19 protein-coding genes, 1 tRNA gene and 1 pseudogene are annotated in these 24,625 nt (G+C 62.8%); 8 read left to right on the plus strand and 13 right to left on the minus strand.

Going from position 1 to position 24,625, the window contains the following annotated elements:
- Positions 1 to 296: 296 nt before the first annotated feature.
- Positions 297 to 370: transfer RNA gene (locus HMPREF2559_RS09060), tRNA-Gly, on the minus strand.
- An 82-nt stretch (positions 371 to 452) separates the two neighbouring features.
- Between HMPREF2559_RS09060 and dcd the strand changes: the two genes are divergently transcribed.
- The gene (gene dcd / locus HMPREF2559_RS09065) at positions 453 to 1,016 is read left to right on the plus strand and encodes a dCTP deaminase (protein WP_066488725.1); all 564 of its coding nucleotides are present in this window, start codon (positions 453 to 455) and stop codon (positions 1,014 to 1,016) included.
- 54 nt (positions 1,017 to 1,070) lie between these two features.
- A complete protein-coding gene (locus HMPREF2559_RS09070; RefSeq protein WP_066488734.1) occupies positions 1,071 to 2,390 on the plus strand; it encodes a UDP-glucose dehydrogenase family protein in 1,320 nt (439 codons plus the stop codon).
- A gap of 68 nt (positions 2,391 to 2,458) precedes the next feature.
- Here the strand turns inward: HMPREF2559_RS09070 and HMPREF2559_RS09075 are convergent, their stop codons facing one another.
- The 8 genes from HMPREF2559_RS09075 to HMPREF2559_RS09110 form a co-directional block, all read right to left on the minus strand.
- On the minus strand, positions 2,459 to 3,697 hold the full coding sequence (locus tag HMPREF2559_RS09075; protein ID WP_066488953.1) for a YibE/F family protein: 1,239 nt from the start codon (positions 3,695 to 3,697) through the stop codon (positions 2,459 to 2,461).
- A gap of 40 nt (positions 3,698 to 3,737) precedes the next feature.
- Positions 3,738 to 4,955 carry a pyridoxal phosphate-dependent aminotransferase gene (locus tag HMPREF2559_RS09080; protein WP_066488740.1) on the minus strand — a complete coding sequence of 406 codons (1,218 nt, stop codon included), beginning with the start codon at positions 4,953 to 4,955 and terminating at the stop codon, positions 3,738 to 3,740.
- 27 nt (positions 4,956 to 4,982) lie between these two features.
- Positions 4,983 to 5,612, minus strand: a complete 630-nt coding sequence (locus tag HMPREF2559_RS09085) for a DUF1707 SHOCT-like domain-containing protein (RefSeq protein WP_255356861.1) — start codon at positions 5,610 to 5,612, stop codon at positions 4,983 to 4,985.
- Between the two features lie 10 nt (positions 5,613 to 5,622).
- Entirely contained in the window at positions 5,623 to 6,963 is a 1,341-nt protein-coding gene (locus HMPREF2559_RS09090; protein ID WP_066488748.1) for a cation:proton antiporter, read from the minus strand.
- A gap of 672 nt (positions 6,964 to 7,635) precedes the next feature.
- A complete protein-coding gene (locus HMPREF2559_RS09095) occupies positions 7,636 to 8,433 on the minus strand; it encodes a hypothetical protein (protein WP_066488753.1) in 798 nt (265 codons plus the stop codon).
- Positions 8,434 to 8,592: 159 nt separating this feature from the next.
- Positions 8,593 to 10,545, minus strand: coding sequence for an ABC transporter ATP-binding protein (locus HMPREF2559_RS09100; RefSeq protein ID WP_070540412.1), 1,953 nt, complete (start codon positions 10,543 to 10,545; stop codon positions 8,593 to 8,595).
- Positions 10,546 to 10,548: 3 nt separating this feature from the next.
- Entirely contained in the window at positions 10,549 to 12,264 is a 1,716-nt protein-coding gene (locus HMPREF2559_RS09105; RefSeq protein WP_066512019.1) for an ABC transporter ATP-binding protein, read from the minus strand.
- Positions 12,265 to 12,348: 84 nt separating this feature from the next.
- Positions 12,349 to 12,786: a methylenetetrahydrofolate--tRNA-(uracil-5-)-methyltransferase gene (locus HMPREF2559_RS09110; protein ID WP_066488762.1), complete on the minus strand. Its 438-nt coding sequence runs from the start codon at positions 12,784 to 12,786 to the stop codon at positions 12,349 to 12,351.
- Between the two features lie 158 nt (positions 12,787 to 12,944).
- On the opposite strand from HMPREF2559_RS09110, the gene HMPREF2559_RS09115 reads away from it, so the two are divergent.
- The 4 genes from HMPREF2559_RS09115 to HMPREF2559_RS09130 all read left to right on the plus strand — a co-directional run bounded on the left by HMPREF2559_RS09115 (position 12,945) and on the right by HMPREF2559_RS09130 (position 17,340).
- The gene (locus tag HMPREF2559_RS09115; protein WP_066488766.1) at positions 12,945 to 13,730 is read left to right on the plus strand and encodes a phosphoadenylyl-sulfate reductase; all 786 of its coding nucleotides are present in this window, start codon (positions 12,945 to 12,947) and stop codon (positions 13,728 to 13,730) included.
- Between the two features lie 13 nt (positions 13,731 to 13,743).
- On the plus strand, positions 13,744 to 14,670 hold the full coding sequence (gene cysD / locus HMPREF2559_RS09120; protein ID WP_070540416.1) for a sulfate adenylyltransferase subunit CysD: 927 nt from the start codon (positions 13,744 to 13,746) through the stop codon (positions 14,668 to 14,670).
- A complete protein-coding gene (locus HMPREF2559_RS09125; protein ID WP_070540420.1) occupies positions 14,670 to 15,962 on the plus strand; it encodes a sulfate adenylyltransferase subunit 1 in 1,293 nt (430 codons plus the stop codon). Before cysD ends, HMPREF2559_RS09125 begins: the two co-directional genes overlap by 1 nt.
- A gap of 259 nt (positions 15,963 to 16,221) precedes the next feature.
- On the plus strand, positions 16,222 to 17,340 hold the full coding sequence (locus HMPREF2559_RS09130) for an RNase H family protein (RefSeq protein ID WP_066488785.1): 1,119 nt from the start codon (positions 16,222 to 16,224) through the stop codon (positions 17,338 to 17,340).
- Positions 17,341 to 17,430: 90 nt separating this feature from the next.
- Here the strand turns inward: HMPREF2559_RS09130 and HMPREF2559_RS13295 are convergent.
- Positions 17,431 to 18,327 (minus strand): annotated as a pseudogene (locus HMPREF2559_RS13295) (trypsin-like serine protease).
- Positions 18,328 to 18,559: 232 nt separating this feature from the next.
- On the opposite strand from HMPREF2559_RS13295, the gene HMPREF2559_RS09145 reads away from it, so the two are divergent.
- A complete protein-coding gene (locus HMPREF2559_RS09145) occupies positions 18,560 to 18,802 on the plus strand; it encodes a hypothetical protein (protein ID WP_070540423.1) in 243 nt (80 codons plus the stop codon).
- A gap of 130 nt (positions 18,803 to 18,932) precedes the next feature.
- Here the strand turns inward: HMPREF2559_RS09145 and HMPREF2559_RS09150 are convergent, their stop codons facing one another.
- Both HMPREF2559_RS09150 and HMPREF2559_RS09155 read right to left on the minus strand, forming a co-directional pair.
- Positions 18,933 to 21,782 carry a DEAD/DEAH box helicase gene (locus tag HMPREF2559_RS09150; RefSeq protein WP_068801279.1) on the minus strand — a complete coding sequence of 950 codons (2,850 nt, stop codon included), beginning with the start codon at positions 21,780 to 21,782 and terminating at the stop codon, positions 18,933 to 18,935.
- A 38-nt stretch (positions 21,783 to 21,820) separates the two neighbouring features.
- The gene (locus HMPREF2559_RS09155; protein WP_068801278.1) at positions 21,821 to 22,222 is read right to left on the minus strand and encodes a (deoxy)nucleoside triphosphate pyrophosphohydrolase; all 402 of its coding nucleotides are present in this window, start codon (positions 22,220 to 22,222) and stop codon (positions 21,821 to 21,823) included.
- Positions 22,223 to 23,181: 959 nt separating this feature from the next.
- Between HMPREF2559_RS09155 and HMPREF2559_RS09160 the strand changes: the two genes are divergently transcribed.
- Positions 23,182 to 23,796 (plus strand): nucleosidase, encoded by a 615-nt coding sequence (locus HMPREF2559_RS09160; RefSeq protein WP_070540426.1) that lies wholly within the window; start codon positions 23,182 to 23,184, stop codon positions 23,794 to 23,796.
- Here HMPREF2559_RS09160 and HMPREF2559_RS09165 read toward each other — a convergent pair.
- The gene (locus HMPREF2559_RS09165; protein ID WP_068801276.1) at positions 23,780 to 24,559 is read right to left on the minus strand and encodes a hypothetical protein; all 780 of its coding nucleotides are present in this window, start codon (positions 24,557 to 24,559) and stop codon (positions 23,780 to 23,782) included. The genes HMPREF2559_RS09160 and HMPREF2559_RS09165 overlap by 17 nt on opposite strands.
- Between the last annotated feature and the right edge of the window lie 66 nt (positions 24,560 to 24,625).

A 24,625-nucleotide genomic window follows, 5' to 3' on the forward strand; every position in this document is an offset into this window, starting at 1 on the left:
CGTGGGGGTAGTTTTGAATCTCGGACTAGGGACGATGTAGCTCTGAGAGAAAACGTGTCTGTCTAGTCGCCGATAACGAAGCACAGGGCTTCATACCGATTCAGAGTGGTCTCGTCGATGGCCAAGATTTGATCAACCGCGCGCTGTTCGCGGAGCTCATCGATTGTGCGGGGCGCAAGCTCTCGAAGTACATGCTCACGCTCAGCGCGAAGCTCCGCTGTGGTTTTGGGCGTGAAGATAGGGGCTGTCATGATCCATCCTGGAGGTATGAAATTAGTCCATGAAATGGGGAAATGTGGAGCCGACGACGGGAATCGAACCCGCGCTAGCAGCTTGGGAAGCTGCAGTTCTACCATTAAACTACGTCGGCACTGCTGCTAGAAGTTAGCAACTCAGACAGTCTAGCACCGCCCTCGCCGCGACAGGGAAAGGCACCGCGTAAGATGTAGGACGTGCTTCTTTCAGATCGTGACATCCGTGCCGCCCTAGACTCCGAGTCCCTCGTCATCGAGCCGTACGACCCGGAGATGGTCCAGCCGTCCTCCGTCGACGTGCGCCTAGACAAGTTCTTCCGCGTGTTCAATAACTCGCGCTACACGCACATCGATCCCAAAGAAGAAATGCCGGACCTCACGAGTCTCGTGGAGGTCGAGGACGGCCAGTCCTTCATCCTGCACCCGGGCGAGTTCGTGCTCGGCGCGACGTACGAAAAATTCACGCTGCCGGCGGACCTCGCGGGTCGCCTCGAGGGTAAGTCCTCGCTGGGCCGCTTGGGGCTGCTCACGCACTCCACGGCGGGCTTTATCGACCCGGGGTTCTCGGGCCATATCACGCTCGAGCTGTCGAACACCGCAAACCTGCCCATCGCCCTGTGGCCCGGTATGAAGGTGGGCCAGCTGGCCATCTTCAAGATGTCTTCGCCGGCCGAGAACCCGTACGGCACCGGCAAGCTTGGCTCGAAGTACCAGGGGCAGCGCGGTCCCACGCCGTCGAAGTCTTACCTCAACTTCCGTTAAGTCTTAAGCTGAACGTCGCCCTTTGTTTACCAGCCGCTCGTAGGATTGCCCTTTATGCGAATGACTGTGATCGGAACTGGATATTTGGGTGCCACGCACGCGGCGTGCATGGCGGAGCTGGGCCACGAGGTTCTGGGCGTCGACGTGGACGCGGCCAAGATTGAGGCGCTCCAAGCTGGGAAGGTTCCTTTCTTCGAGCCGGGGCTGCCGGAGGTCCTCGAGCGCAATATTGAGGCCGGTCGACTGTCGTTTACCACGGAGTACACAGAGGCCGCCGAGTTCGCGAAGGTTCACTTCTTGGGCGTGGGCACGCCCCAGCGTCATGGTTCGTACGCAGCGGATATGACCTACGTCAAGGCTGTCATCACGGACCTCGTGCCGAAGCTTACGGGCGAGAATCTCATCCTTGGCAAGTCCACCGTTCCCGTCGGCACCGCCGCGGAATTACAAGACATGGCCAACGAGCTCGCGCCCGCGGGCACCACGGTAGAGATTGCCTGGAACCCAGAGTTTCTGCGCGAGGGTTACGCGGTCAAGGACACCATTACTCCGGATCGCATCGTCCTCGGCGTCCAGGATGGCGGCCGTGCCGAAGAAGTCGCTCGCGAGATCTACGCCCAGCCGCTCGCTGGCGGCACGCCGTTCATCACCACGGACCTGCAGACCGCCGAGCTGGTCAAGGTCTCCGCCAACGCCTTCCTGGCCACCAAGATTTCCTTCATCAACGCCGTGTCTGAAATCTGCGAGATTGCAGGTGCGGACGTGACACAGCTTGCCGATGCCATCGGGTACGACGATCGCATTGGCCGCAAGTTCCTCGGGGCTGGGCTTGGCTTCGGTGGCGGTTGCCTGCCCAAGGATATTCGTGCGTTCATGGCACGTGCGGGTGAGCTCGGCGCGGACCAGGCTCTCACGTTCCTCCGCGAGGTCGACGCCATCAATATGCGCCGCCGCGACCGCGTGGTGGACCTAGCCAAGGCATCTTTCGCCGGCGCGCTGCTCGGCCACCGCGTGACGGTGCTGGGCTGCGCGTTTAAGCCAAATTCGGACGACGTGCGCGACTCGCCGGCGCTGTCCGTGGCCGGTTCGCTCTCGCTGGCAGGCGCGGCCGTGACGGTTTACGACCCGGAGGGCATGGCGAATGCGAAGAAGGTCTTCCCCACGCTCAACTACGCGCCTGATTGCGAGTCCGCGCTGCGCGACGCGGAGCTGGTCATCCTCGCCACGGAGTGGAAGGAATTCAAGGAGCTCGACCCGGCGGCTGCGGGCGAGCTGGTGAGCCGCCGCCACATTATCGACGGCCGCAACGTCCTCGACGTCGAGGCATGGCAGACTGCTGGCTGGACGCTCGACGCGCTCGGCCGCTCGCTTTAGGGCTCCCAGCTTTGGGTTTATGGCGCCTCGGCGTCGAAAATCTCGTGTGAGGCGCCATAAATCCAAAGCTAGCGCGGTGCGGATTCGGAAACGACCTGGAGAGCGCGACGTTCGGGGACCGTGAGTGCTGCGATGATCGTGGCGAGCGGCACGGCGATAGTGAGCGCCGCGGCGCCGATGCCGGAGCGCAGGAGCTCGGTGGACACGAGATCGGAGACGAGGATCTGGCCGGCGGGACGCTTCGCCGCAGTGATGAGGATGAGCAGGGGGAGTGCGGCGCCCGTATAGGTGAGCACGAGGGTGTAGACCATCGAGGCGATGTGGTCGCGGCCGACTTTCATCGCGGAGACGAAGAGGGAACCAGCGCGGGCTTCGGGCTCGGCGGCGGCGAGCTCCGTGACGGTCGACGCTTGGGCGATGGCCGCGTCGTTGAGGCTGCCCAGTGCGCCGATGATGAACCCGGCCATGAGCACGCCGATGACGGAGACGCCGGGCAGGTAGAGGACGAGCTTGAGGTTATCTTCGGAGCTCAGTCCTTGCAGGTGCGTCGTGTCGATCATCGCCCAAGCGAGGAGCGCGGTGACGCCTAGGGCGAGGAGTGAGCCGCCCATCGCGGCCGCGGCCTTCCAGTTCACGCCGTGGACCATGGGCACGGCGATGAGCACGATGATGGAGCAGGCAAGCAGCGTGACCACGATCGGATTGTGACCTTGGAGGAGCGCGGGGAGCAGGAAGAGGAAGACGACCGCGAGCGAATAGGCGAGCCCGAGGAGCGCGCGCAGGCCCTGCCACGCGCCGAAGCCCACGATGATGATCGCGACGATAGCCGCCCAGATCCACAGCTCGCCGCCGCGTTTATAGTCGGCGAAGGAATAGGTAAGCGAGCCGTCGGGATTGGTGGCCTCGGCAAGCAGGACTTCTTGGTCGACCTCAAGCGTTGGGTCGCCGGCCACGCCGTGGAAGACGAGCTGCGTCTGCTTGCCTTCGTTGGTGCCACTCGTGAGATCGAGCAGCGCGCGCGTACAGGACGTGTCCTCCTCGAACGCGGGGCGCAGCGGCGGCTCGTCAAACGCCGTGCCCGTGAGCGGCGAGGCGCACAGGTGATGGTCGACCGTCGTGACGCGCGCCGTAATCTGTGGCTGATTGAGCGCGTAGGTTCGAGTGAACTCGGGGCTGAACATCGGGGTGCCCGAAGGCCACTGCCACGCGAGCCCGATCGCGGTGAGGAGGAAAGCGAAAAGCAGCGCACCGGCCAGGCCGACGCGCCATGGGTTGCGGCCGGTGACCGGTGCGGAATGTCGAGACATGTTCACTATTGTGAACTATCTCCAGCAATAGCGGAAATCGTTACTGTTTGTAGCTCACGAGGAAGTTGCCGAGGCGCTCGATGGCATTCTCGATCTGCGAGGCCCACGGCAGCATGACGATGCGGAAATGATCCGGGTTCGGCCAGTTGAAGCCCGTACCTTGAACCATGAGAATCTTTTCCGCGCGCAGGATGTCGAGCATGAGTTTCGTGTCATCGTGAATGTCGTAGACGTTGGGATCCAAGCGCGGGAACGCGTAGAGCGCGCCCATCGGCTTCACACAGCTGACACCCGGAATCTTGTTGAGACCCTCGTACGTGACGTTGCGCTGCTCGAGCAGGCGGCCGCCCTGGCCGGTGAGCTCGTAGATGGACTGGCGCCCACCGAGCGCGACCTGGATGGCGTGCTGGCCCGGAACGTTGGCACACAGGCGAGTGCCTGCGAGAAGATCGAGGCCCTCGATAAAGCCGTGAGCGTACTTCTTCGGACCCGTGACGACCATCCAGCCAGCGCGGTAACCGGCGACGCGGTAGGCCTTGGACAGGCCGTTGTACGTGATGGTGAGCAGATCCGGGGCGAGCGAGGCGATCGAGATGTGTTTCGCACCGTCGTAGAGGATGCGGTCGTAGATCTCGTCGGCAAGGATGAGCAGGTCGTGCTCGCGCGCGATGTCGACGATGCCCTGGAGGATTTCGCGGGAGTACACCGCGCCCGTCGGGTTATTCGGATTGATGACGACGATGGCCTTGGTCTTCTCCGTCACCTTGGAGCGGATATCCTCGAGCGAGGGGTTCCAGTCGTCTTCTTCGTCGCAGAGGTAGTGCACCGGGGTGCCGCCCGCGAGCGAGGTCGCCGCCGTCCACAGTGGATAGTCCGGCATGGGGATGAGGACCTCGTCGCCATTGTTGAGCAGCGCCTGCGTCGTCATGGAAATGAGCTCGGAGACGCCGTTGCCCACGTAGACATCATTGATGTCGAAGGGCGGGAAATTCTCCAGCTCATAGCGCGTCACAATCGCACGGCGCGCCGGGATAATGCCCTTGGACGTGGAATAACCCTGGGACGTGGGCAGCGCCGCAATCATGTCTCGCATGATGACGTCCGGCGCGTCGAAGCCAAAGATGGCTGGGTTACCGGTGTTGAGCTTCAGAATGGAATGGCCGTCGAGCTCCATGCGCTCGGCCTCGGCGGTCACCGGGCCGCGGATGTCGTATGCGACGCCCTTGAGCTTGTCTGCCTGATCGAAAATGCGAGTCATGCCGCCTAAGTCTATACCCCGACTAGGCTACTTTTCGTTCCACTGATTGAATTTCTTCTTTGCGAAATTCATGGCCTCGCCCGTGAGCTCGCTTGCCTGCTGGCGGCGCTGCGCCCACATCTGGGATTCGATGGCTTTCTGCTCTGCGCGCTGTGCCGCCGTGGCCTGCTGGATTTCCCGCATGCGTTGGCGCTCCATTTGCCGGGCGCTGGGCGTGCTCCAGTTTTCCGGACCCACTTTCGCGACGTAGAGGAGGATCCACAGCACCGGTACCAGTGCTAAGAGGGTGACCACCCCAACGGCCGCCCCCGCACCCGTGCCCGCAACGCCGACGGAGATGGCGGCCACGTTGAGGCCGATCGTGCCGATGAGCGCCGTGGCCAGACGCGGCTTGCGCGCCGCAGCTCGTGCACGCTCTAGATCGCCCTGCGAGTAGACCTTGAGCTCCTGCGTGCCACGCGCCGGGATATCGGCAAAGAGCGGCACGAGATCGCGGCGCGTGGCCGCGCGCATGATGTCATCCGAGCGCTGTTCGAACTCGTCCATGGTGATGCGTCCCTCGCCCACGGCGCGGGCGAGTTGATTCATGGCGTCGGTGCGCTCGGCATCAGAAAGCCGCAGCGAATTATCAAACGGGGAGGCTCCAAAGCTAGTCACGCTGTCTATATTAGGTGTTTGAATCCTTACGGAGCTCGTCCTTGACTGCTTGTTCTCTCTCAGCGTGCTCCGCTTCTTCCCTGGACTCGGCCGTGGAGTCCTCGTCTTCTTTTTGCTTCTCCTCCGCGTTCGGGTCATTGCTGCGCACCAGAGAACTCAGCAGCGGGAAGATCACGACGGTGAGCGCGCCGCCGGCGATGAAGATGGACGCGTGTTCGTCATCCATGATGCCGGAGGCCACCGCCACCGTGGTCACGGCGACGATGATCGGCAGACCCGTCGCGGCATAAAGTGCGACTTGCAGGCGCTCACGCGTGGTTTCGATTTCGGAGCCAGTGTGGTGAACATTCTCGCGCAGGAAGACTGGCAGGCCGCGCGTGAACAGGATGAGCAGCGGGATGCCGATGACCTGGAGCGGTTTGTCTGCGATGACCTTCCAGTCGATGGACATGCCGGAGACCACGAAGAAGACCGGGATGAGCATGGAGTAGCACAGCACGTTGAGACGGTTTTCCAGACCCTTGTGGAACTCGTCCGGCACCACGCGGTTCAGGATAATGCCAGCCGCGAACGCGCCCAGAACGATGTCGAGCTCAAAGACCGCCGTGACCGCCATGAGGATGGCCAGGATAAGCACGATAAGGCGCAGGATGGTTTGGTTCGTCGCGCCCGCACCGGCGATAAACGCCCGCTTCACCCAGGGCGCGAGCTTTCCGATGGCCTGGGGCGCGACCGCCACAAAGACCGCAATGCCCAAGAAGGCCAGGAGGATGAGCGCCGTGAGCCACGTGGCGCGGGTACCCAGCAATAGCGCCATCGCGGTAATCGGTGCGAGCTCACCAACAGCGCCGTGGATCATCACGGAGTCGCCCACGCGCGTGCCGATGAGCTTGTCCTGCTTGAGCATCGGCGTAATCGTGCCCAGCGCCGTCGAGGTCACGGCGATGCCCATGACGATGGCGAGTGGAATCGTATCCACCAGGAAGTACGCGCCCGCGATACACGCGATAATACACATCAGCCACGTCGTAAACGCGGTCTTCGCTTGCTTGGATTTCAGCGTGCCGAGGTCAATCTCGAAGCCGGCGAGGAGGAACAGCGCGCCCACGCCAATTTCCTTGAGCATGCCGATGCCCGGATCCTCGTGCGCCAGATCCAGGATCGACGGGCCGATGATCATGCCGAAAATGATGAGCAGTGCCACCGACGGCAGCCGGTTGCGCAGCATGGCGGCCACAATCGGGGCAAGCAAGGCTACCGCCATGATCCACGCGAAGGAGACCAGGGACGGCGTGTAGTCGGTAGAGCCAGCCGCGAGGACAACAACATCTGCGGCGAGAGTGTGAGTCATGCGATTAGAGTACTTTCCTCCCGCGCCGTGTGCCTACTCTCGGCGCTGCTCCGTGGCCCAACCGTTATCGATTCCCCACACCCCGCCACGAGTGTGCCATCTCACCTGCTGCCAGAGAATTATCAGGAACTGCCAGAAAGCGCGCAGGCGCTCGTACGGCCTGTGCAAGGTGCGCGCCCCATAATGAGTTCATGCGTTTGAGAGGCGCATACCTGAGAGAGATAGCCCCGGGTCCCGGGGGTGGCGACGTGAGACACCGCCAATGGGACACCTCCTAAGAGAGATAGAGTTGCCTCGAGCCCCGGCCTTTCGGTCGGGGCTCGAGGCGTTCTCTTTGCCCGCGTGCGCCTAGGACGCACCGCCGAGCACTGCATTATCGGGTGCGTTAGTGACAAATTTCCCGCGATGTTCGCGCCAATCTCGTCCGCGAGAACGTGCGCATGCGAGGCGCCCATGCCCGGGGCCGCACCAGTGATGAAAACTACTTTGCCGTGAACTCGATTACTCATGCCGCCCACGGGACGCGTGGACGCTGCAGCGTTCCTGTCGAAAATCTCGTTTCAGCTCGAGGCGCGGAGCGCTTTTGGGCAGCAACAAAAAAGTTCCTTGTGAAAATCGCTCAAATTTTTCGATCTGAGAAGCGATTTTCGCAAGGAACTGAACTAGCTGGACTTAGCGCATGTTGAGGAACCAGTACGCGCCGCCGCCCAGAGCGGCCAGGACAGCGACAATCGCAGCAATGATGCCGCCGATGAGCCCGCCGTCCTTGCTCGAACCCTTATCCGTAGCAGCACCCGGCGTCGCCACAGTCTTCGTGACCGTGACCGGTGCTGCGACCTTCGTGACAGTCGCGGTTTCAGTGACCGTCGTCGGAGTGGCCACAGTCGTCGGGACAGCGACGGTCTTCGTGGTGGTTGCGGTTGTAGTCTCGGTGGCTGTAGCAGGCTCGCGGCTGATGACCGTGGTGGTGACCGGTGCGGGTTTCACGGTGACGGTCGTCGTAGCGGTAACAGTCGGAAGCTCCGGCGTCGGGTCTGCGGGGATCGGCTCGCCGTCCTTGACAAGAGTGGGAATGGGAGCGAGAGTCCTAATTCCCGAAACGGTGTCTCGAGTTCCGTCGGTGTAGATGATTGTTGCGGTGAAAGGCACGCTGAATTCAGCAGGGTAAATGGGCTCTGGGTTGATTGAGGCTTTTGCAAAACTTGGAAGGAAGCTATTTCCTGCGAGGTTGATTGGGTACGGACTTTCTCCGAATTCAACATTTACACGTGAAATGTAGTCGTTGCTTGGGAGACCATCCAGAAGGATGACTCCCGATTCTGCGGAGCCAACCTCAGCCGGGAAGGGGTTGAAAGGTTGCGGGTCGTAGGCTTCGGCGAAAGTGAGGGGCGCAGCGGTTGCGGCCTGGGGGACGACCACGAGCGCGCCGGAGAGCGCGAGGGCCGAGAGAAGAGTTCCAATCTTGCGCACGGGCAAAGACTCCTTGAGTTAAGAGTGGCGGACGTGGGAGCAATGAAAGAGGAACAAATTTTCGGGATGGCGCATTCGGGGGTTGAAACATTAAAAACCCCTGATTTACTGCTAAGAACCAGGAGATCAGGGGCGGCAGCACGAGTCTCGGGGAGGAGGTTAGTCCTCCGCGAACTGGGCCTGGTTGAGACGCCAGTACGCGCCGTGGGCCTCCAGCAGTGAAGCGTGGGTGCCTTGCTCCACGATGTCGCCGTCTTCCATGACGAGGATGAGGTCCGCGTCACGGATGGTGGACAGGCGGTGGGCGATGACGAAGGACGTGCGGTCGGCGCGCAGGGCGTTCATGGCGTCCTGGACGAGGACCTCGGTGCGGGTGTCGACGGAGGAGGTGGCTTCGTCGAGGATGAGCAGCGCCGGTTGGGCGAGGAAAGCGCGCGCGATGGTGATGAGCTGGCGCTCGCCAGCGGAGACGGAACCGCCGTCCTGGTCGATGACCGTGTCGTAGCCGTCGGGGAGGGAGTGCACGAAGCGGTCGACGTACGTGGCCTTCGCGGCGGCGATGACCTCCTCGTCCGTGGCGTCGAGGCGGCCGTAGCGGATGTTATCCATGATGGTGCCCTTAAAGAGCACGGCATCCTGGAGCACCATGCCCACCTGGGAGCGCAGCTCAGCGCGCGAGAGTGAAGCCGTGGAGACACCGTCGAGGCGAATCTCACCCGAGTCGATCTCGTAGAAACGCATGAGCAGGTTGACCAGCGTGGTCTTACCGGCACCGGTGGGGCCGACGATGGCGGCGGTCTGGCCGGGCTCGACGCGCAGGGACAGGTCCTTAATCAAGGGTTTCTCCGGATCGTAGGAGAACGCCACATGATCGAACTCCACGAGGCCGTGGGCGCGGCCGGGGTGGGAGGAGGGGGCATCGGGAAGCTGTTCCTCGGCGTCGAGGAACTCGAAGACGCGCTCGGCGGAGGCGACGCCGGACTGGACCTGCTGGGCCATGCCGCCCAGCTGGCCGAGCGGCTGGTTGAACTCGCGGGAGTACTGGATAAACGCCTGGGCATCGCCCAATGTCATCTGGCCGTGGGCCACGCGCAGGCCGCCGAGGACGGCGATGGCGACGTAGGACAGGTACGAGATGAACTGCATGATCGGCATCATGATGCCGGAGAGGAACTGGGCGAGGGACGCGGAGCGGAAGAGCTCCTCGTTGCGCTCGTCGAACTCGGCGGTCATGGCCTTGGTGCGACCGAAGACCTGGGCAAGCTCGTGGCCGGAGAAGGCCTCCTCGACCTGGCCATTGAGCAGGCCCGTGGACTTCCATTGCGTCTTGAATTGCTTCTGGGAGCGGGTGCCGATGACGCCGATGACGATGCCGGTGAGCGGCAGCGAGAGCAGCGCGATGAGTGCGAGGCGCCAGGAGACGTTGAACATCATGACGGTAATGCCCACCACGAGCAGGACGTTGTAGAACATCTGGCTGATCGCCTGTTGGAGGGCCTGCTGCACGTTATCCACGTCGTTGGTAGTGCGCGAGAGGAGGTCGCCGCGCTGGTTGGTGTCGAAGTAGTTCAGCGGCAGGCGGTTGACCTTGGCCTCGACCTGCTGGCGTAAGTCGTAGACCACACCCATGACCAGATTGTTGAGCCATAAGCCCTGCCAGAGCTGGAAGAGCGAGGACACCACGTACATGAGGATGACGAGGATGATGATCTGGCCCAGGCGCGTGAAGTCGATTCCGCTGCCAGGGTGGAGCTCCATGCCCGACGCCATGTCCGCGAACTGGTCCTGGCCAGCAGCGCGCAGGCCCGCGACGGCTTCTTCCTTGGTGGTGCCGGCGGGCAGCATGCGCGAGACGACGCCGGAGAAAATGACGTCCGTGGCCTTACCCATGATCTTCGGGGCGACGACGGCGAGGACAACGCAGACCACGTTGAAGAGGCCGATGACCGCGAGCGCCGCCTTGTGCCCGCCGAGCAGGCCAATGAGGCGCTTGGCCGAGGGCCAGAAGTTCTTCGCGGTGCGCGGGGCGGAGCCGGACCAATCGTCGCCAGCGGTGGCGGCTTCGAGCTCGTGGAGCTCCTGCTCGGAGAGTTCTTGAGTCTTTTTAGCCATGGTTTATGCCTCCACCGTCGCTTGGGATTCGACGATCTCGCGGTACGTCGGGGATGTCTCGAGCAGCTGCGCATGGGTGCCCTTGGCCACCACGCGGCCGGCCTCCATGACAAGAATCTGGTCCGCGTTCTCGATGGAGCTCACGCGCTGCGCGACGATGATGGTCGTGGCGTCGGCGGTATAGGAGCGCATGGCCTCGCGGACTTTCGCGTCCGTGATGACGTCGAGCGCGGAGAAAGAGTCATCGAAGAGATAGACCTTCGGTTTTGCGACGAGCATGCGCGCGATGGACAGGCGCTGGCGCTGGCCACCGGAGACGTTCGTGCCGCCCTGCGCGATGGGCATGTCGAGGTCCGTCACGAAGTTCGCCTGCGCGACTTTAAGGGCGTCCCACAGCTCCTCGTCCGTCGCGTCGGGTGCGCCGGTGCGTAGGTTGGAGGCCACGGTGCCGCTAAACAGGTAGGGTTTTTGCGGGACGAGGGCCACGCGCTTGACGATGCCCTCTCGCGCCAGGTCGCTCGTTGCCACACCGTCGATCCGGACCTGGCCCTGCGTGGGCAGGTAGAGACGCGGAATGAGGGAGAGCAGCGTGGTCTTGCCTGAGCCGGTCGCGCCGATAATGGCGGTGGTCTGGCCGGGGTGGGCGGTAAAGGAGACGTTCTCGAGGACGGGGGCATCGGCGCCGGCGTAGGAGAATGTCACGTTATCGAATTCGACCTCGCCGGTCTCGTGTGCGGGCTCGATGGGGTGCTCGGGCTCGACGATGGACGGGGCGCGGTTGAGGACCTCGGTGATGCGCTTGGCGCAGATGATGGCGCGGGGGAGCATCATGGCCATAAACGTGCCCATCATGACGGCGGCGAGGATCTGCATGAGGTACTGGAGGAAAGCCGTGAGCGAGCCGACCGCGACGAGTCCGTCGTCGACGCGGTGGCCGCCGAACCAGAGCACGGCGCCGGTCGCGACGTTGAGGATCACCGTGATGATGGGGAACATCGTGACGAACAGGTTGCCGATCTTGAGCGAAAGCTGCGTGATGTCCTCGTTGGCCTCGGTAAAGCGCTCGGTCTCGTGGGCCTCGCGGACGAAGGCGCGGACGACGCGGATGCCGGTGATCTGCTCGCGCAGCGTGCCGTTGATGGCGTCAAGCTTGTCCTGCATGACGCGGAAGAGCGGCATGAGCTTGGCGATGAGCGCGGAAATGACGCCGAGGAGCACTGCGACGGAGACCCACACGAGCCAGGAGAGGCCAGCGTCTTCACGCATGGCCATGATGATGCCGCCAATGGCCATAATCGGCGCGGCCACCATGAAGTTCAGGGTCATCATGAACGTCATCTGGACTTGCTGGACGTCGTTCGTGCCGCGCGTGATGAGCGTCGGCGTGCCAAAGTGACCCATGTCCTCGGCGGAGTAGCGCGCGACGCGGCGGAAGACCATCGCGCGGATATCGCGGCCGAGGCCCATGGCGGAACGCGCGCCGAACCACACGGCGATGACGGCGGCGATGACCTGGACGAACGCGACGGCGAGCATGACGCGGCCCGTGGTCCAGATATAGGGGACGTCGCCCTGGGCGACGCCTTGGTCGATGATGTCCGCGTTGAGCGACGGCAGGTAGAGCGTCGCTGCGGTTGAGATGGCCTGCAGCGCGAGTACCGCCAGGATTTGCCAGGTGTACGGCTTCGCGTAGCGACCGATGAGTTTGATCAGTTCCACAAGGAACCAACTTTAGCAATCTTCGGTGTTAAAGCTTTAACTGCGAACTGGGGGTTCGCTTGCAGCGTCGCTTATGTGCGCGAACTACGCCATGGCGAGCTCGGTGGCGCGCACGCCGGCATGGCGAGCGCTGGACTGGATGGCTTCCCAGTCCGTGGGCTCTGCGCCGTCGAGGGGGACGCACAGTCCCTCCCACGTGGTGACGGGAATGCCGCGGGCCTTGAGCTCTAGGATGATGAGCTCGCGCTGGCCGGTCGCCGCGAGGCGATGGAGCTCGGCGTGGGTGATATCCCCCTCTCCTGGGCGGGCGCCGACTTTCACGTTGCCGATGAGCCGCAGGCGCGGGGTGGCTGCGGGGCCGCAGGGATTGAGGGCATCGGAAGCATAGCGCTGGAGTAGACCGAGCGGTGCAGGAGAGGAAGAGATGAGGTCGACACACATGCCCGCAGCGATGAGGTGTTCTGCTGCGGACAGCGAGGATGGGCCCTCGCCGACGATGATGACGCGCTGGTGGTCGTGCATGCGTGTCGTCCTTTCTGTATCCCTAGACTGGCTTGTCTATAAATATAGACCGAGCCGTACACCTTGCGCAATTAACATTCATGACATCAGGCAAGCTCACGCCCCGTAATGTCCGGTTCGGGCTGCAGCAGACTGCGTGGTTCTTTAGAGTGTTCGGCATGACAGAACCGATTAATCTCCTGGACGCGGGAAAGACGTTCCGCGACCCGGCCATGAGCCCCGAGGGCACGCGCGATACCGCGCCGCTCGACCCCGAGGTGGCCGCCACTAACCGTGCGCTCGTCGAGGACTGGGCCGACAAGCTCCATGACGCGACGGCAGAAGAGATCATCGAGTGGGCCGCCGAGCACGCGCCGGGCCGCCTCGCCGTGACGATGTCCATGGAGAACACTGTTCTGGCCGAGCTCGCGCACCGCGCGCACCTCGACGCGGACCTTCTCTTTATTGATACGGGGTTCCACTTCCCGGAGACTCTCGAGACCGCCGACCGCGTCGCGGAGCGCTACCCGGACCTCCCGCTCGTGCGCGTCCTCCCGCTGTTGAGCCCCGAGGAGCAGGACGAGGTCTACGGCCCCCGCCTCTATGCCCGCGACGTCGCCGCGTATAACCGCATGCGTAAGGTCGAGCCGCTCAACATGGCGATGGACCCCTACGTCGGTTGGGTCACCGGCCTGCGCCGCGCCGACTCTGAGCACCGCGCCACCGCGCCGGCGCTGAGCCTCGACCAACACGGCCGCCTGAAGATCTCGCCGATTATTACGTGGGACCTCGAGGATACGGACGCGTACATCAAGGACCACGACCTCATCATCCATCCGCTTACGCTGCAGGGTTACCGGTCCATTGGCTGCGCCCCGCTGACCTTCCCCGTCGCAGAAGGCGAGGACGCGCGCTCGGGCCGCGTTTTTGCGGATGGCAAGACCGAGTGCGGATTGCACGAGTAAGGAGCTGACCCCCATGACTACGACTATTTCTAAAGCGCCGGCAGGCGCGCTGTCGCCGCACCTCAAGGACCTGGAGAACGAATCCCTCCACATCCTGCGTGAGGTCGCCGGCCAGTTCGACAAGGTGGGCCTGCTGTTTTCCGGCGGCAAGGACTCCGTGGTCGTCTTCGAGCTTGCCTGCCGCGCCTTCGCTCCGGCCACCGTGCCCTTCGAGCTCCTCCACGTCGACACCGGCCACAACTTCCCGGAGGTCATCGAGTTCCGTGACCGCCTCGTCGCCGAAACTGGTGCCCGCCTCCACGTCGCAAAGGTCCAGGACTGGATCGACCGCGGTGACCTGCAGGAGCGCCCCGATGGCACGCGTAACCCGCTCCAGTCCGTACCGCTTGTCGAAACCATCGCCGAGCGCCAGTACGACGCCGTCCTGGGCGGCGCCCGCCGCGACGAGGAGCGCGCCCGCGCCAAGGAGCGTATCTTCTCCATCCGCGACTCCTTCGGCGGCTGGGATCCGCGCCGCCAGCGCCCCGAGCTCTGGGACCTCTACAACGGCGGCAAGATGGCCGGTGAGAACGTCCGCGTCTTCCCCATCTCCAACTGGACGGAGTCCGATATCTGGGAGTACATCGGCGCCCGCAACCTGCAGCTGCCGTCCATTTACTACTCCCACCAGCGCGAGCTGTTTAACCGGGGCGGCATGTGGCTGTGCCCCGGTGAGTGGGGCGGCCCCAAGGAGGGTGAGGAGCTCGTGACCAAGACCGTGCGCTACCGCACCGTGGGCGACATGTCCTGCACCGGTGCCGTCGAGTCCACCGCGTCCACCCCGGACGAGATCCTCGCTGAGATTTCCATCTCCACCCTGTCCGAGCGCGGCGCCACCCGCGCCGATGACAAACTCTCCGAGTCCGCCATGGAGGACCGCAAGAAGGAAGGCTACTTCTGATGACTACCGCTATTGATACCGCAACGCCGCAGGTAGCCGCCCTCAAAGAGCGTGAGACCCTGCGCCTGTGCACTGCCGGTTCCGTGGACGACGGCAAGTCCACCTTCGTGGGCCGCCTGCTCTACGACACGAAGTCCGTACTCGCCGACCAGGTCGAATCCATGGAACGCTCCTCTGCGGACCGCGGCTTCGACGGCATGGATCTTTCCCTCCTCGTCGATGGCTTGCGCGCCGAGCGTGAGCAGGGCATTACCATCGATGTCGCCTATCGCTACTTCGCAACGGATAAGCGCACGTTCATCCTCGCGGACACCCCGGGCCACGTGCAGTACACCCGCAACACCGTGACCGGCATGTCTACCTCCCAGGTCGTCGTCCTGCTTATCGATGCCCGCTATGGCGTCGTCGAGCAGACCCGCCGCCACCTCAACGTCGCCGCACTCCTGGGCGTGCGCCACGTCATCCTCGCAGTGAACAAGATCGACTTGGTCGACTATGACGAGGCGACCTTCCGCGCCATCGAGGAGGACTTCCACTCCATCGCCAATCGCCTGGGCATCACCGACTCCACTGTCGTGCCCATCTCCGCGCTCAAGGGCGATAGCGTTGTCGAGCCGTCCACCAACATGCACTGGTACACCGGCCCCACGGTGCTGGAGGTCCTTGAGTCCATCCCCGTCACCGGTGGCCGCGCGGAAGAGCTCGCCTTCCGTTTCCCCATCCAGTACGTCATCCGCGAGCACGCCTCGGACTACCGCGGCTACGCGGGCCGTGTGAAGGCCGGCTCCATCGCCGTGGGCGATGAGGTCACCGCCCCGCACGGCCGCACCACGACCGTGACCAACATCGACATCACCGATGGGCCTGCCGATGCCGCCCGCGCCGGCGACTCCATCGTCCTCCGGCTTGCCGATGAGATCGACCTCGCCCGCGGCGATCTCCTCGCCGCCGGCCCCCGCCCCGAGCCCGTCCGCGAGTTTGTGGCCACCGCCGTCGTGCTCACCGAGAAAGACCTCACCCCGGGCCAGATGCTCAAGCTGCGCTACGGCGCGGCCCAGGTCAAGGCCCGTATCACGAGCGTCGACCGCATCCTCGACCTCGATGGCGTCGCCGACACTGACAACCCGGAGAAGGCCACCCTCAACGACATCGCGCACATCACGCTGCAGACCGCCCAGGAACTGCCCGTGGAGGACTACGCCGCTCGTGGCGCCGTGGGCAACTTCCTGCTCATCGACCAGTCCAGCGGCAACACCCTGGCCGCTGGCTTCGTGGGGCAGCGCCTGCGCTAGATAGCGCCTTGTGCATTAGCCCTGAATTCGGCCGGGCATCGCAGAAATCCTGTGGTGTCCAGCCGAATTTCTGTGGTTTTCGGGGTGACATTTTTTGTAACCTCTGGGCGGCTACGAGGGCGTTCGCATGCTCGTTCTAGGCTCAAGTCCACGGCGCCCGAGTTCATGTCAGGGGTGCTTCATAAGGTGGACACCATAGCGCGCAATCCCGAGCGCTATGACCGATGTCGACCCTCGTACAAGAAAAGGAACCAACCTCATGTCCGCCCCCTATTCCCACAAACCCGGCACGCTGACCCCTAATCCGGCTGCCATCGCTGCCTCCGCGCGCCCGGTTGCTGCATCGCTCGTCGTCTATGGTGCCCTCGTTACCGTGGACTCGGTCCGCTACGCGGTCGTGTCGACCGGTTGCAATGGCCGCGCCAAGGACCTCTTCGTCCGCGTCCTGACGCCGGCCAAGGAGCGCGGCTTCGGCGACTACCCCGAGGACTGCCGCATGCAGGTCGCTCGTGCCGAGGCCATGGACCTCGCCGGCGTCATGGCCGAGGCCTTCCACCGCCTGTGGTCGCAGCATGCCGCTCCTGCAGAGGACGGCACCACGGCCGTGTACGTCTCCTCGCCGGAGGTCTGCCAGGTGCTCACCGCCTACCCGGAGGAATACCCTGGCATGGTCGTGCGCACCGTTGTCTCCGGCGCTGCGATGCAGTCCACGTGGCAGGCCTGCCGCACCTGGCACTCCGCTGCCGTGACCTCTCTGCAGGACGAGTACGAAGCCAAGCGTGCCCGCGAAGAGGAAGCCAAGGCTGCTGCCGAATACGCGGCTCTTGCTCACGTTGTCGTTGGCACGGACGCCTCCCGCAACACGTACGGCTCTACCGCTGGCTGGGCAGCCGCGTCCTCGACCGGCGACCTTTTTATTGGTAGCCTGCGCGCTCAATCCATCGCGCCCGCTGAAGCCACTGCCATAGCCTCGGCGGTGCAGGGCTACGGCCACCGTGGATTCCGCGTCATCGACGTGCTCACGGACAGCATGACGTGCTATCGCCTCTTCAACCAGCCGGAGGAGTACCCGGGCCTTCTGCATCACGTTGGCATGAAGAAGTGTGCGCAGATTGTCCAGGAATGGCGCGACGCCGGCGTCGTGGTCAACGTCCACTGGGTGCGCGGCCACCACGGCCACCTGCTCAACGAGTTCGCGGACCGCGCTGCGGTCTACGCGCGTCGCGACCGCGAGTGGCGCCTTCACGGCGGCCGCAACACTGCCGTCTGGGACCGCATCCGCGACGAGTTCACCGAGGCCCTGGCACACGCGGACATCGAGGACCTCATCGGCATGGAGTCCAACGAGGACTTCCACGCCGCCCCCGCCCTCGCCTAATTAAGGCGGGGGAGCCCCACGGCTCAGCCGCACCCCAAGAATGCCAAAGCCGACGCATCCACTGCGTCGGCTTCTGTGCATGCCTACTCGTTAGATGAGACCGAACTGCGAGGCGAGGCCACCCAGCGCGCCCAGCAGGCTGATGACGGCAGTGATGATGCCGATGATCGAGCCGGCATCCAGCGACGAACCCGCATCAGGGCTGTTCGAGCCAGGAACAAGGTCCGACGGATTCGGAATGATGGTGCCCGGAACAGACGGCGTGGGATCCGACTGGGACGGCACGACCGGCGTCACTCCTGCGTTGGTCAGCAACGCGGCATCGACGGACAGTGGTCCGATGACGTTCATCGGTTTGTCGGAGAAGAATCCCGTCGCCGAGACGCCCGAAATGACACCGATGATCTCGCCGTTGTTGTTGACTACCGGTCCGCCTGAATCGCCGTGCTCCCAGGAGGAACCATCGCTGGTCTCACCCATGAGCGGGGAGAGCAACTGACCATCGAAACTCATGGAGGTATTCGAGGACACGGGAATCGTGACAACGCCGCGCGAGACGCGTAGCGTGTTGTTCTCGTTGCCACCCATTCCATAGGCAGCGAACGTGGACTTCGCGCGGGCAGGAACCACGGAAGTGCGAGCGATATCCCCAGTCTAGGTTCGGCCCAGCTTGAGCACGGCGAGGTCGGACTTGTTACTTGCAGTGAAGCCAGTAACGGGGATGACGGTGCCATCCGGCGCCGTCACCGAGGTCGGATCGGCCTGGGTTGTGCAGTGGCGAGCGGTCAGGATGACGGTCGGCGAAATGGCTGCGCCGGTGCATACAAACGTGCCACCTGCGACGTCGGCGGTTACGCGCGCGGCGGTGTTCGAGAGGGCATCGGAAGCAATCGGCGCATTTTCAATAGCCGACGCCGGCGCCGCCATGAGGGAGGTGGTGGCAGCCAGAGCGACAGCAGCAGAGGCGAGGCGAGAGGCGAGAGACATGAAGCAACCTCGAGATTGAGTGATAGAGCGGGCGAAAGGAACAGGATTTCCTTTCTTAATTTAATAATTGTTTGTGAATTTCATAGTGTTTCACCAGGTGACATAAATCATGCACATATACGTGGCATGCAGGCTTTTGGGGGACCCGCGGTCAATCCAAACGGAGAAAGACGTGGAAGTAGTGCCCTGCGTCCTCAGCCTTTGTCGAGCCTTGAGCTTAAAAATTCGGTCTATGCACGTGGACTTCGCGCCGGGGCACTTCCGGCCGGGAAGTCTGGGCTGTCTCGCCCACCGCGCGCCGTATTCCACCGAGGCGGGCATGACCGCGACGTACGCCGAGCTTGCCGATGCCCTCTCGCTCACCTTTGCTCCCCGTCCCTCCGCCGCAGTCGAGGTCATGATCGTTCCCGCAGCTCAGAAAATCGGCAATCCCCATTATTTTGGTGCGCCAGAAGCTCTCGCGCAGGAAGATTGAACGTTCTAACACCCTGACTTTGAACGTTTCAACACTCTTTAATTGAACGTTTTAACACCCTGTGATTGAACGATTTAACACCCAGGATCCGAACGGTTCGGCGTTCCACTTGCCTGTGATGGCGCGAAATTTAGGACTTCGACTGGAGGTAGCCCAGGAATTCCTCGGTGAGGGGCTGCTCGAGAGTGAGGTGCATGGTCACCACGGGCTGGCCGGTTTGGGGCATGGTGGTCTGCTCGGGCTGACTGGGGTGAACGAGACCGAGATAGTAGAAGTCACGTCCCTCGGTGTCGTCGCGGCGCACGAAGAGGTGAATGGGCAGTTCGTCAGCGAGGATGTCGCGGACCTCGCCGCTGCGGAGCGTGCGGTTGGAGCGCGTAAACCACTTCATGGTGCCGGTGTCGAGAAACTTATCCTCGTAGGCGATGGAAGCGTCGACGTCTTCGGCCTTGTGATAGTTGACGAAAATGGGAATAGTCGCGGAGTACTTGTCGACCTTGTAGCCGTTGAGCGTGCCCTCCTGGTTGGACTCGAGACGCAGTAGTCGCGAGACGTCCTTGCGCGAGTACTTGTTGCCCACCTTGAGCTCGCCGCCGGTAAAGCCGCGCTCCCGGGAGAGGAAGAGCCCGGTCTCGATGACGTCGTCGACGTGAGTGCGGAACTCGAGATTGCCGCGGTAGGTCTCGGCAAAAGTGGGTTCGAGACGATAGATACCGTCGGCAAGAGCGACGACGCCCTCCAACTTGTAGGCCCCCTCCGTGAAGAACTCGAGGGAAAGAACGCGCTCGACCACGCTGAGATCAGCGGGGGAGTGCGCGGCGTGGTGGGCTTCGAGGATGTGTGTGAACTCGGCGACGGAGCAGGGGCCGTGTGCGAGCAAGCGTTGGAGGAGCAGGAGCTCTTGCGGGGCTTTGCCATGGAGCAGCTCGCGGGAGAGGAACTTGAGGAATTCTGACGCGCGGGGCGAGGGGGCATCGGCAAGCTTGGCCTTGACGAGCAAATCCCAATAATGATCCGTGCGGCGCGTGGCGAGGACGTAGGGGTCCGCGGTGTCGAAGCGGGCGAAGTCGATGAGCCGCGGCACGCGGCCGAGACGCGACTGGAGGGCGGCGATGTCTTTCTTGAACTCGGCGACGCCGTCAATGCGCGCTACGGCGAGCGAGGCGAAGATGCGCTGGCGGGCGACCTTCGTGAAGTTGACGCTGGAGACGCCGGAGATGGTGTTGTCCTCGCCGGCGTCGATGATCTTCTTGCGGATGGAGTCCTTGTTGCGGCTGTTGTCGCCAAAGAGGGCGACGGGAATGAGGTAGTTATTCGTGTAATTACCGATGAAGTCGATGACGCGCAGGTGGTCTTTGCCGGCAGCCTTGCGCAGGCCGCGGCCGAGCTGCTGGGTGAAGATGATGGACGACTGCGTGTTGCGCATCATGACGACTTGGTTGACCGAGGGGATATCCACGCCCTCGTTAAAGATATCGACGGTCAGGATGTAGTCGAGCTCGCCCGCGTTGAGCCGACGGAGCGCGGCGTCGCGAACCTCGGGACTGTCGTTGCCGGAAAGAGCGACGGTTGTGAGTGGACGGCCGTTGATTTTTGATTGGTTGAGCCCATTGCTGAGCTCCACCGCTTCTTCGATGCGGGAGCAAAAGATGAGGCCACGGACATTTTCGGCATGCCCGTAGGTCTCGAGCGTGCGTAGAATGTGGGCGAGCCGTTCGTGGGAGACGAGGCGGGACAGTTGCGTCGTATTCTCGATGAGTTCGCCGTCCTCGGTCTCATAATCGGTGACGCCGTAATAGTGGAACGGCGCCAACATGTCGTTATCGAGTGCGGCTTGGAGGCGAATCTCGTACGGCACGTTGTAGTCGAAGAGCTCAAAGATGTTGCCGCCGTCGGTGCGCTCGGGCGTCGCGGTGAGTCCGAGGAGGAAACCCGGCCGGAAGTAGTCGATGAGTGTGCGGTAGCTGGCCGCGGCGCCGCGGTGGACTTCGTCGACAACGATGACGTCGAAGGCATCGGGAGCGAACTGGCGATAGGCATCCCGGCTGTTGAGGGACTGCACGGAGGCGAACACATAGCGCGCGTCGGCGTCGTTATGGCCGCCGACGAGCAGGCCGTAGTCGTTGTCGGCACCGCCCAGCACGCGCTGGAATTCGGAGCGGGACTTGGAGAGAATCTCGCCTCGGTGAGCAATGAAAAGCACGCGGCGCGGGTCCATCTCCTTGACCGCAAGTGCGGCGAGGATGGTCTTGCCCGTGCCCGTCGCGGAGATGATGAGCGCCTTCTTCTCGCCAGCCTGCCGCAGCTTTCCGATGCCGTCGAGCGCCTCGCGTTGCATGGCGTTGGCGACGATGTGGCCAGCGTTCGGCGCCGCATCGGGCACGATGAGCACGCGGTTGCGCCGCGTCTGCTCGTAGCGTGCAATCCACTCTTCGGTGAGCAGCGTCCCCCGCGTGCGCTGAAGACGAACGGCATCCTCAAGCTGAAGCGCGATATCGCCGTCATAGCTCGTCGAGAACTTCAGGTTCCACTCGCGATTGTGAATGAGCGCATGAGGAGTGAGGTTGGCGCTGCCCACGATAGTGGTGACCTCGCCGGGGTCGTGGAAGACGTAACCCTTGGGATGGAAGCCGCCGTGCTCATCGTCGTGGACGTAGGCGGTGATGCCCTCGAGCCCCAGCAGCTCGCGGAACATGGTCGGCTCGTTGAAGTCGAGGTAGTTCGACGTGATGATCTCGCCGCGACCGCCGCGCGCCACGAACTCGAGAAGGTCCTCTTTGAGGAGCGCCAGCGCGCTCGCCGAGATAAACGCAACGGAGAAGGTAAACGATTCAGCGCGGCGCAGCTCATCGCGGATCGCGCGGTGCATGGTGTCCGGTTTTTCATTGCTGATGAGCCGCGGGTTGAGGATCTTCTCGGCGGGTGTGTGGCGATCGACAAATCCGAAGCGGACGTCGTCGAGGAGAGTGCGGTTATCCATGGCGTGCTGGTCTGTAGGTGTTTCCAGGGCCGTTCGGCTTAAGGCTGCTGCATGCGGGCCAGAACGAGCTCGACGGCCTCGACGTCAGCTGGCGCCCACTCGACGGACAACAGATCTTCCGGCGCGAACCAGCGGATCTCAGCGTGCTCGGTGAGCTTCGGTTCGCCCTCTTGCAGTCGGCACAGGAACGATGCAAGAACGACGATGCCGAAGCCGTATTCGTGCTCCGTGGTGACGAGGTGATCGCCAACCTGGGCGTCGATGAGGAGTTCCTCTTTGAGCTCGCGGTGCAGTGCCTGTTCCGGTGTCTCGCCCGGCTCGATCTTTCCACCGGGGAACTCCCAGAAACCCGCCAAAGACATCTGCTCGCCGCGCCGGGCTCCAAGAACCTTGCCGTCTCGGACCAAGACGGCGGCGGTGACTTCGATGCGCTTCTTCACGTTGTTCCTCCAGGCGTTCACACAGGACTACTTCTCCACAATGTACCGGACCTTTTGTCCTTAAATGCGCGCGTGGCCTGCGTAGATGACTCAAGGTTTTAGGGCAGTTGCATCGGCGCCGGCAGAGGCCATTTTGCTGTGGTGTCCATTCGGCTCGTGCCTCCCCCGTTCGAAGGGGTGGGAAGGTTGTAGTGAAGAGGCGTTAAATTTGGGAGTAGTACGCGGAAAGTTCTGCGGACAGGGGAGCGAAATTCGTATGATTTTGGAATGTCGAGTCCTCTCATCGTTACGGCCAAGTTTGAGAATGGCCTTTATCGGTGCCCGGTATGTGGGCGTTCAGTACAGTACTTCCCGAATTCAAAGTCTTTGCAGACGCATTTTCAGTTGAACGACAGTAAAACACTGTGTTCCAGTCGCAGGAAGGTGGTGCTCCTTGCACGACCTCAAACAATGAAAACGATTGATAAAGCAGGGCGCGTAGTCGGTCAATCGAATCCAAAGGGAGGAAAAGCAACTTCCCGATCGAACAAGCGTCGTAAAAACCACCCGCGGGTATCTAAACAGGACATTGCATCAGGACGCGTACCTGCGGCTGCGCTGCCATATTTGTTGGATGTCTCAGATGCAGGCAAAACAGATAACTCTGGCTCGATACATCACGGTTCGTCGACGACATCGAAGCGTAAGAAGCGTCAGAACCGTTCGAAGAGCTACGAACGGGCTTACGCCCCGCGAAGGCGCAAGAGCTGGCGTGAAGAGTATCCAATTTTTGCAGAAGACTCATGGGGTAATGACTATCTTGGCCCTGAGGGTGGAGAAACCTCAGTACGCGCGTCACGCGGCGGGCGTTTCGAAGGTAGCAGGAGTAAGCACTAATACAAGCTAATCCAGTTACCAGTATGACTGTGCTACGTGGTGACGACGGTTTCGGAATACGAACCGCGGTAAGCTCTCAGAGCATGAGCGCCATTGAAGAATTAGATAATCACTCCGCAACTATTCTGTTCGTCGCCGCTGTAGACAAAGAAGCCGCGGCCTTGCCGGAGGGCACTCCGCTGTTGGTGACGGGTATTGGCACGCTTCCGGCGGCGATGGCGCTGACGGAGTATCTCACGGTGACGCGCGAGGAGGGCACGCTGCCGCGCCGGGTGGTCAATATTGGCACGGTCGGCGCGCTGCGCGACGGGCTGGATGGCGTCTACGAGATTGACCGCGTGACCAAGCACGACTTCAAGCTGGAAATCCTCACCGATATTGACCGCTACCTGCTGCCCAAGGTCATCGAGATTCCCGTTTCCGGCAACCATCCGGTCCAGGGGTTGGCGACGGGTGACATGTTCGTTTCAGATACGCACACCCGTGAGCGTCTGGCGCAGGACTCGGGTCTATGCGACATGGAGGGTTACGCCATCGCGGCGGTCTGTCAGCGCTTCGGCGTGCCGGTGACGCTGCTCAAGCAGGTCTCGGATCCAGCTAATGAGTCGAGCGTGGGCAAGTGGGATGACGCTCTACCGCGCGCGGCGCACGAGCTGCATGAGGCATGCGTGAAGTCGGGATTCATCGCAGCCCACTAGTGGTCATTGGCGCCCAGGCGTCTTCCCCAGTAGCCCGCCGCAGGTCAATGCCGAAGTTGTGCCTGATATCGCGCACGGCGTTGGCGATCCACCGATAATCAGAGGCGGTGGAGGGGATAGTGTTCAGCTTGCCGGGATGCGCGGGGTGTATCACCTTGGTGTGCTTTCGGCCTGGGGTGATGATGAAGCCGCGGTCTTCGAGTAGGTCGATGAAATCCTTGCGCGCCGTGGGAAGCGGGAGCGTTACAGGCTTGGCGCGGTGGCGCAGGGGGCGCGTCGGCTGACGGCGCGTACCGGACGTGCGAGGGGCAGGACGGTGCTGGTTCGCCTTCTTTTTGTAGGTATCTTTCTTCGGTGCGAAGGCGACGAGGACACCGTCGGCGGGGTCGACGACGAGGAAGTGCGCAGCCGTGCGGAAACAGAGACGTCCGTTGTGTCCAGGGAACGAATCCGCGGTGGTCAACATGGCGTTGATGGCGGGCAGCGTGAACCCAGCCTGCGTGTATGCCGCGTGAGCGGCGGGGCTCGCGCTGGTGACGGTGACACGGGAGGGAGACGCTGTGGTGGTTAACGCCGTGGCGATGGCTTGCTTGGCGTCATCGAGATTGAGCTCGCGCGGGCCTGTGTTGTGGGGACTGCGGGCGCGGGGTGCGGCGAGTGGGACGGCGCGGCTGCAGCGGTAGCGACGCTGGGCGGCGTTCCACGTGAAAGGCGCGGCGATCACGAGGGGGACGCTGAGACGAATGATGGTAAGCGGTTTCATAGCGAGGCTCCTTGAGCGTGGTGCGGTAATCGAGTGACCACAGCATGCCAGGGGGTGTCGACATGA

It is taken from the genome of Corynebacterium sp. HMSC072G08, from assembly GCF_001809185.1.
Taxonomy (GTDB): domain Bacteria; phylum Actinomycetota; class Actinomycetes; order Mycobacteriales; family Mycobacteriaceae; genus Corynebacterium; species Corynebacterium phoceense.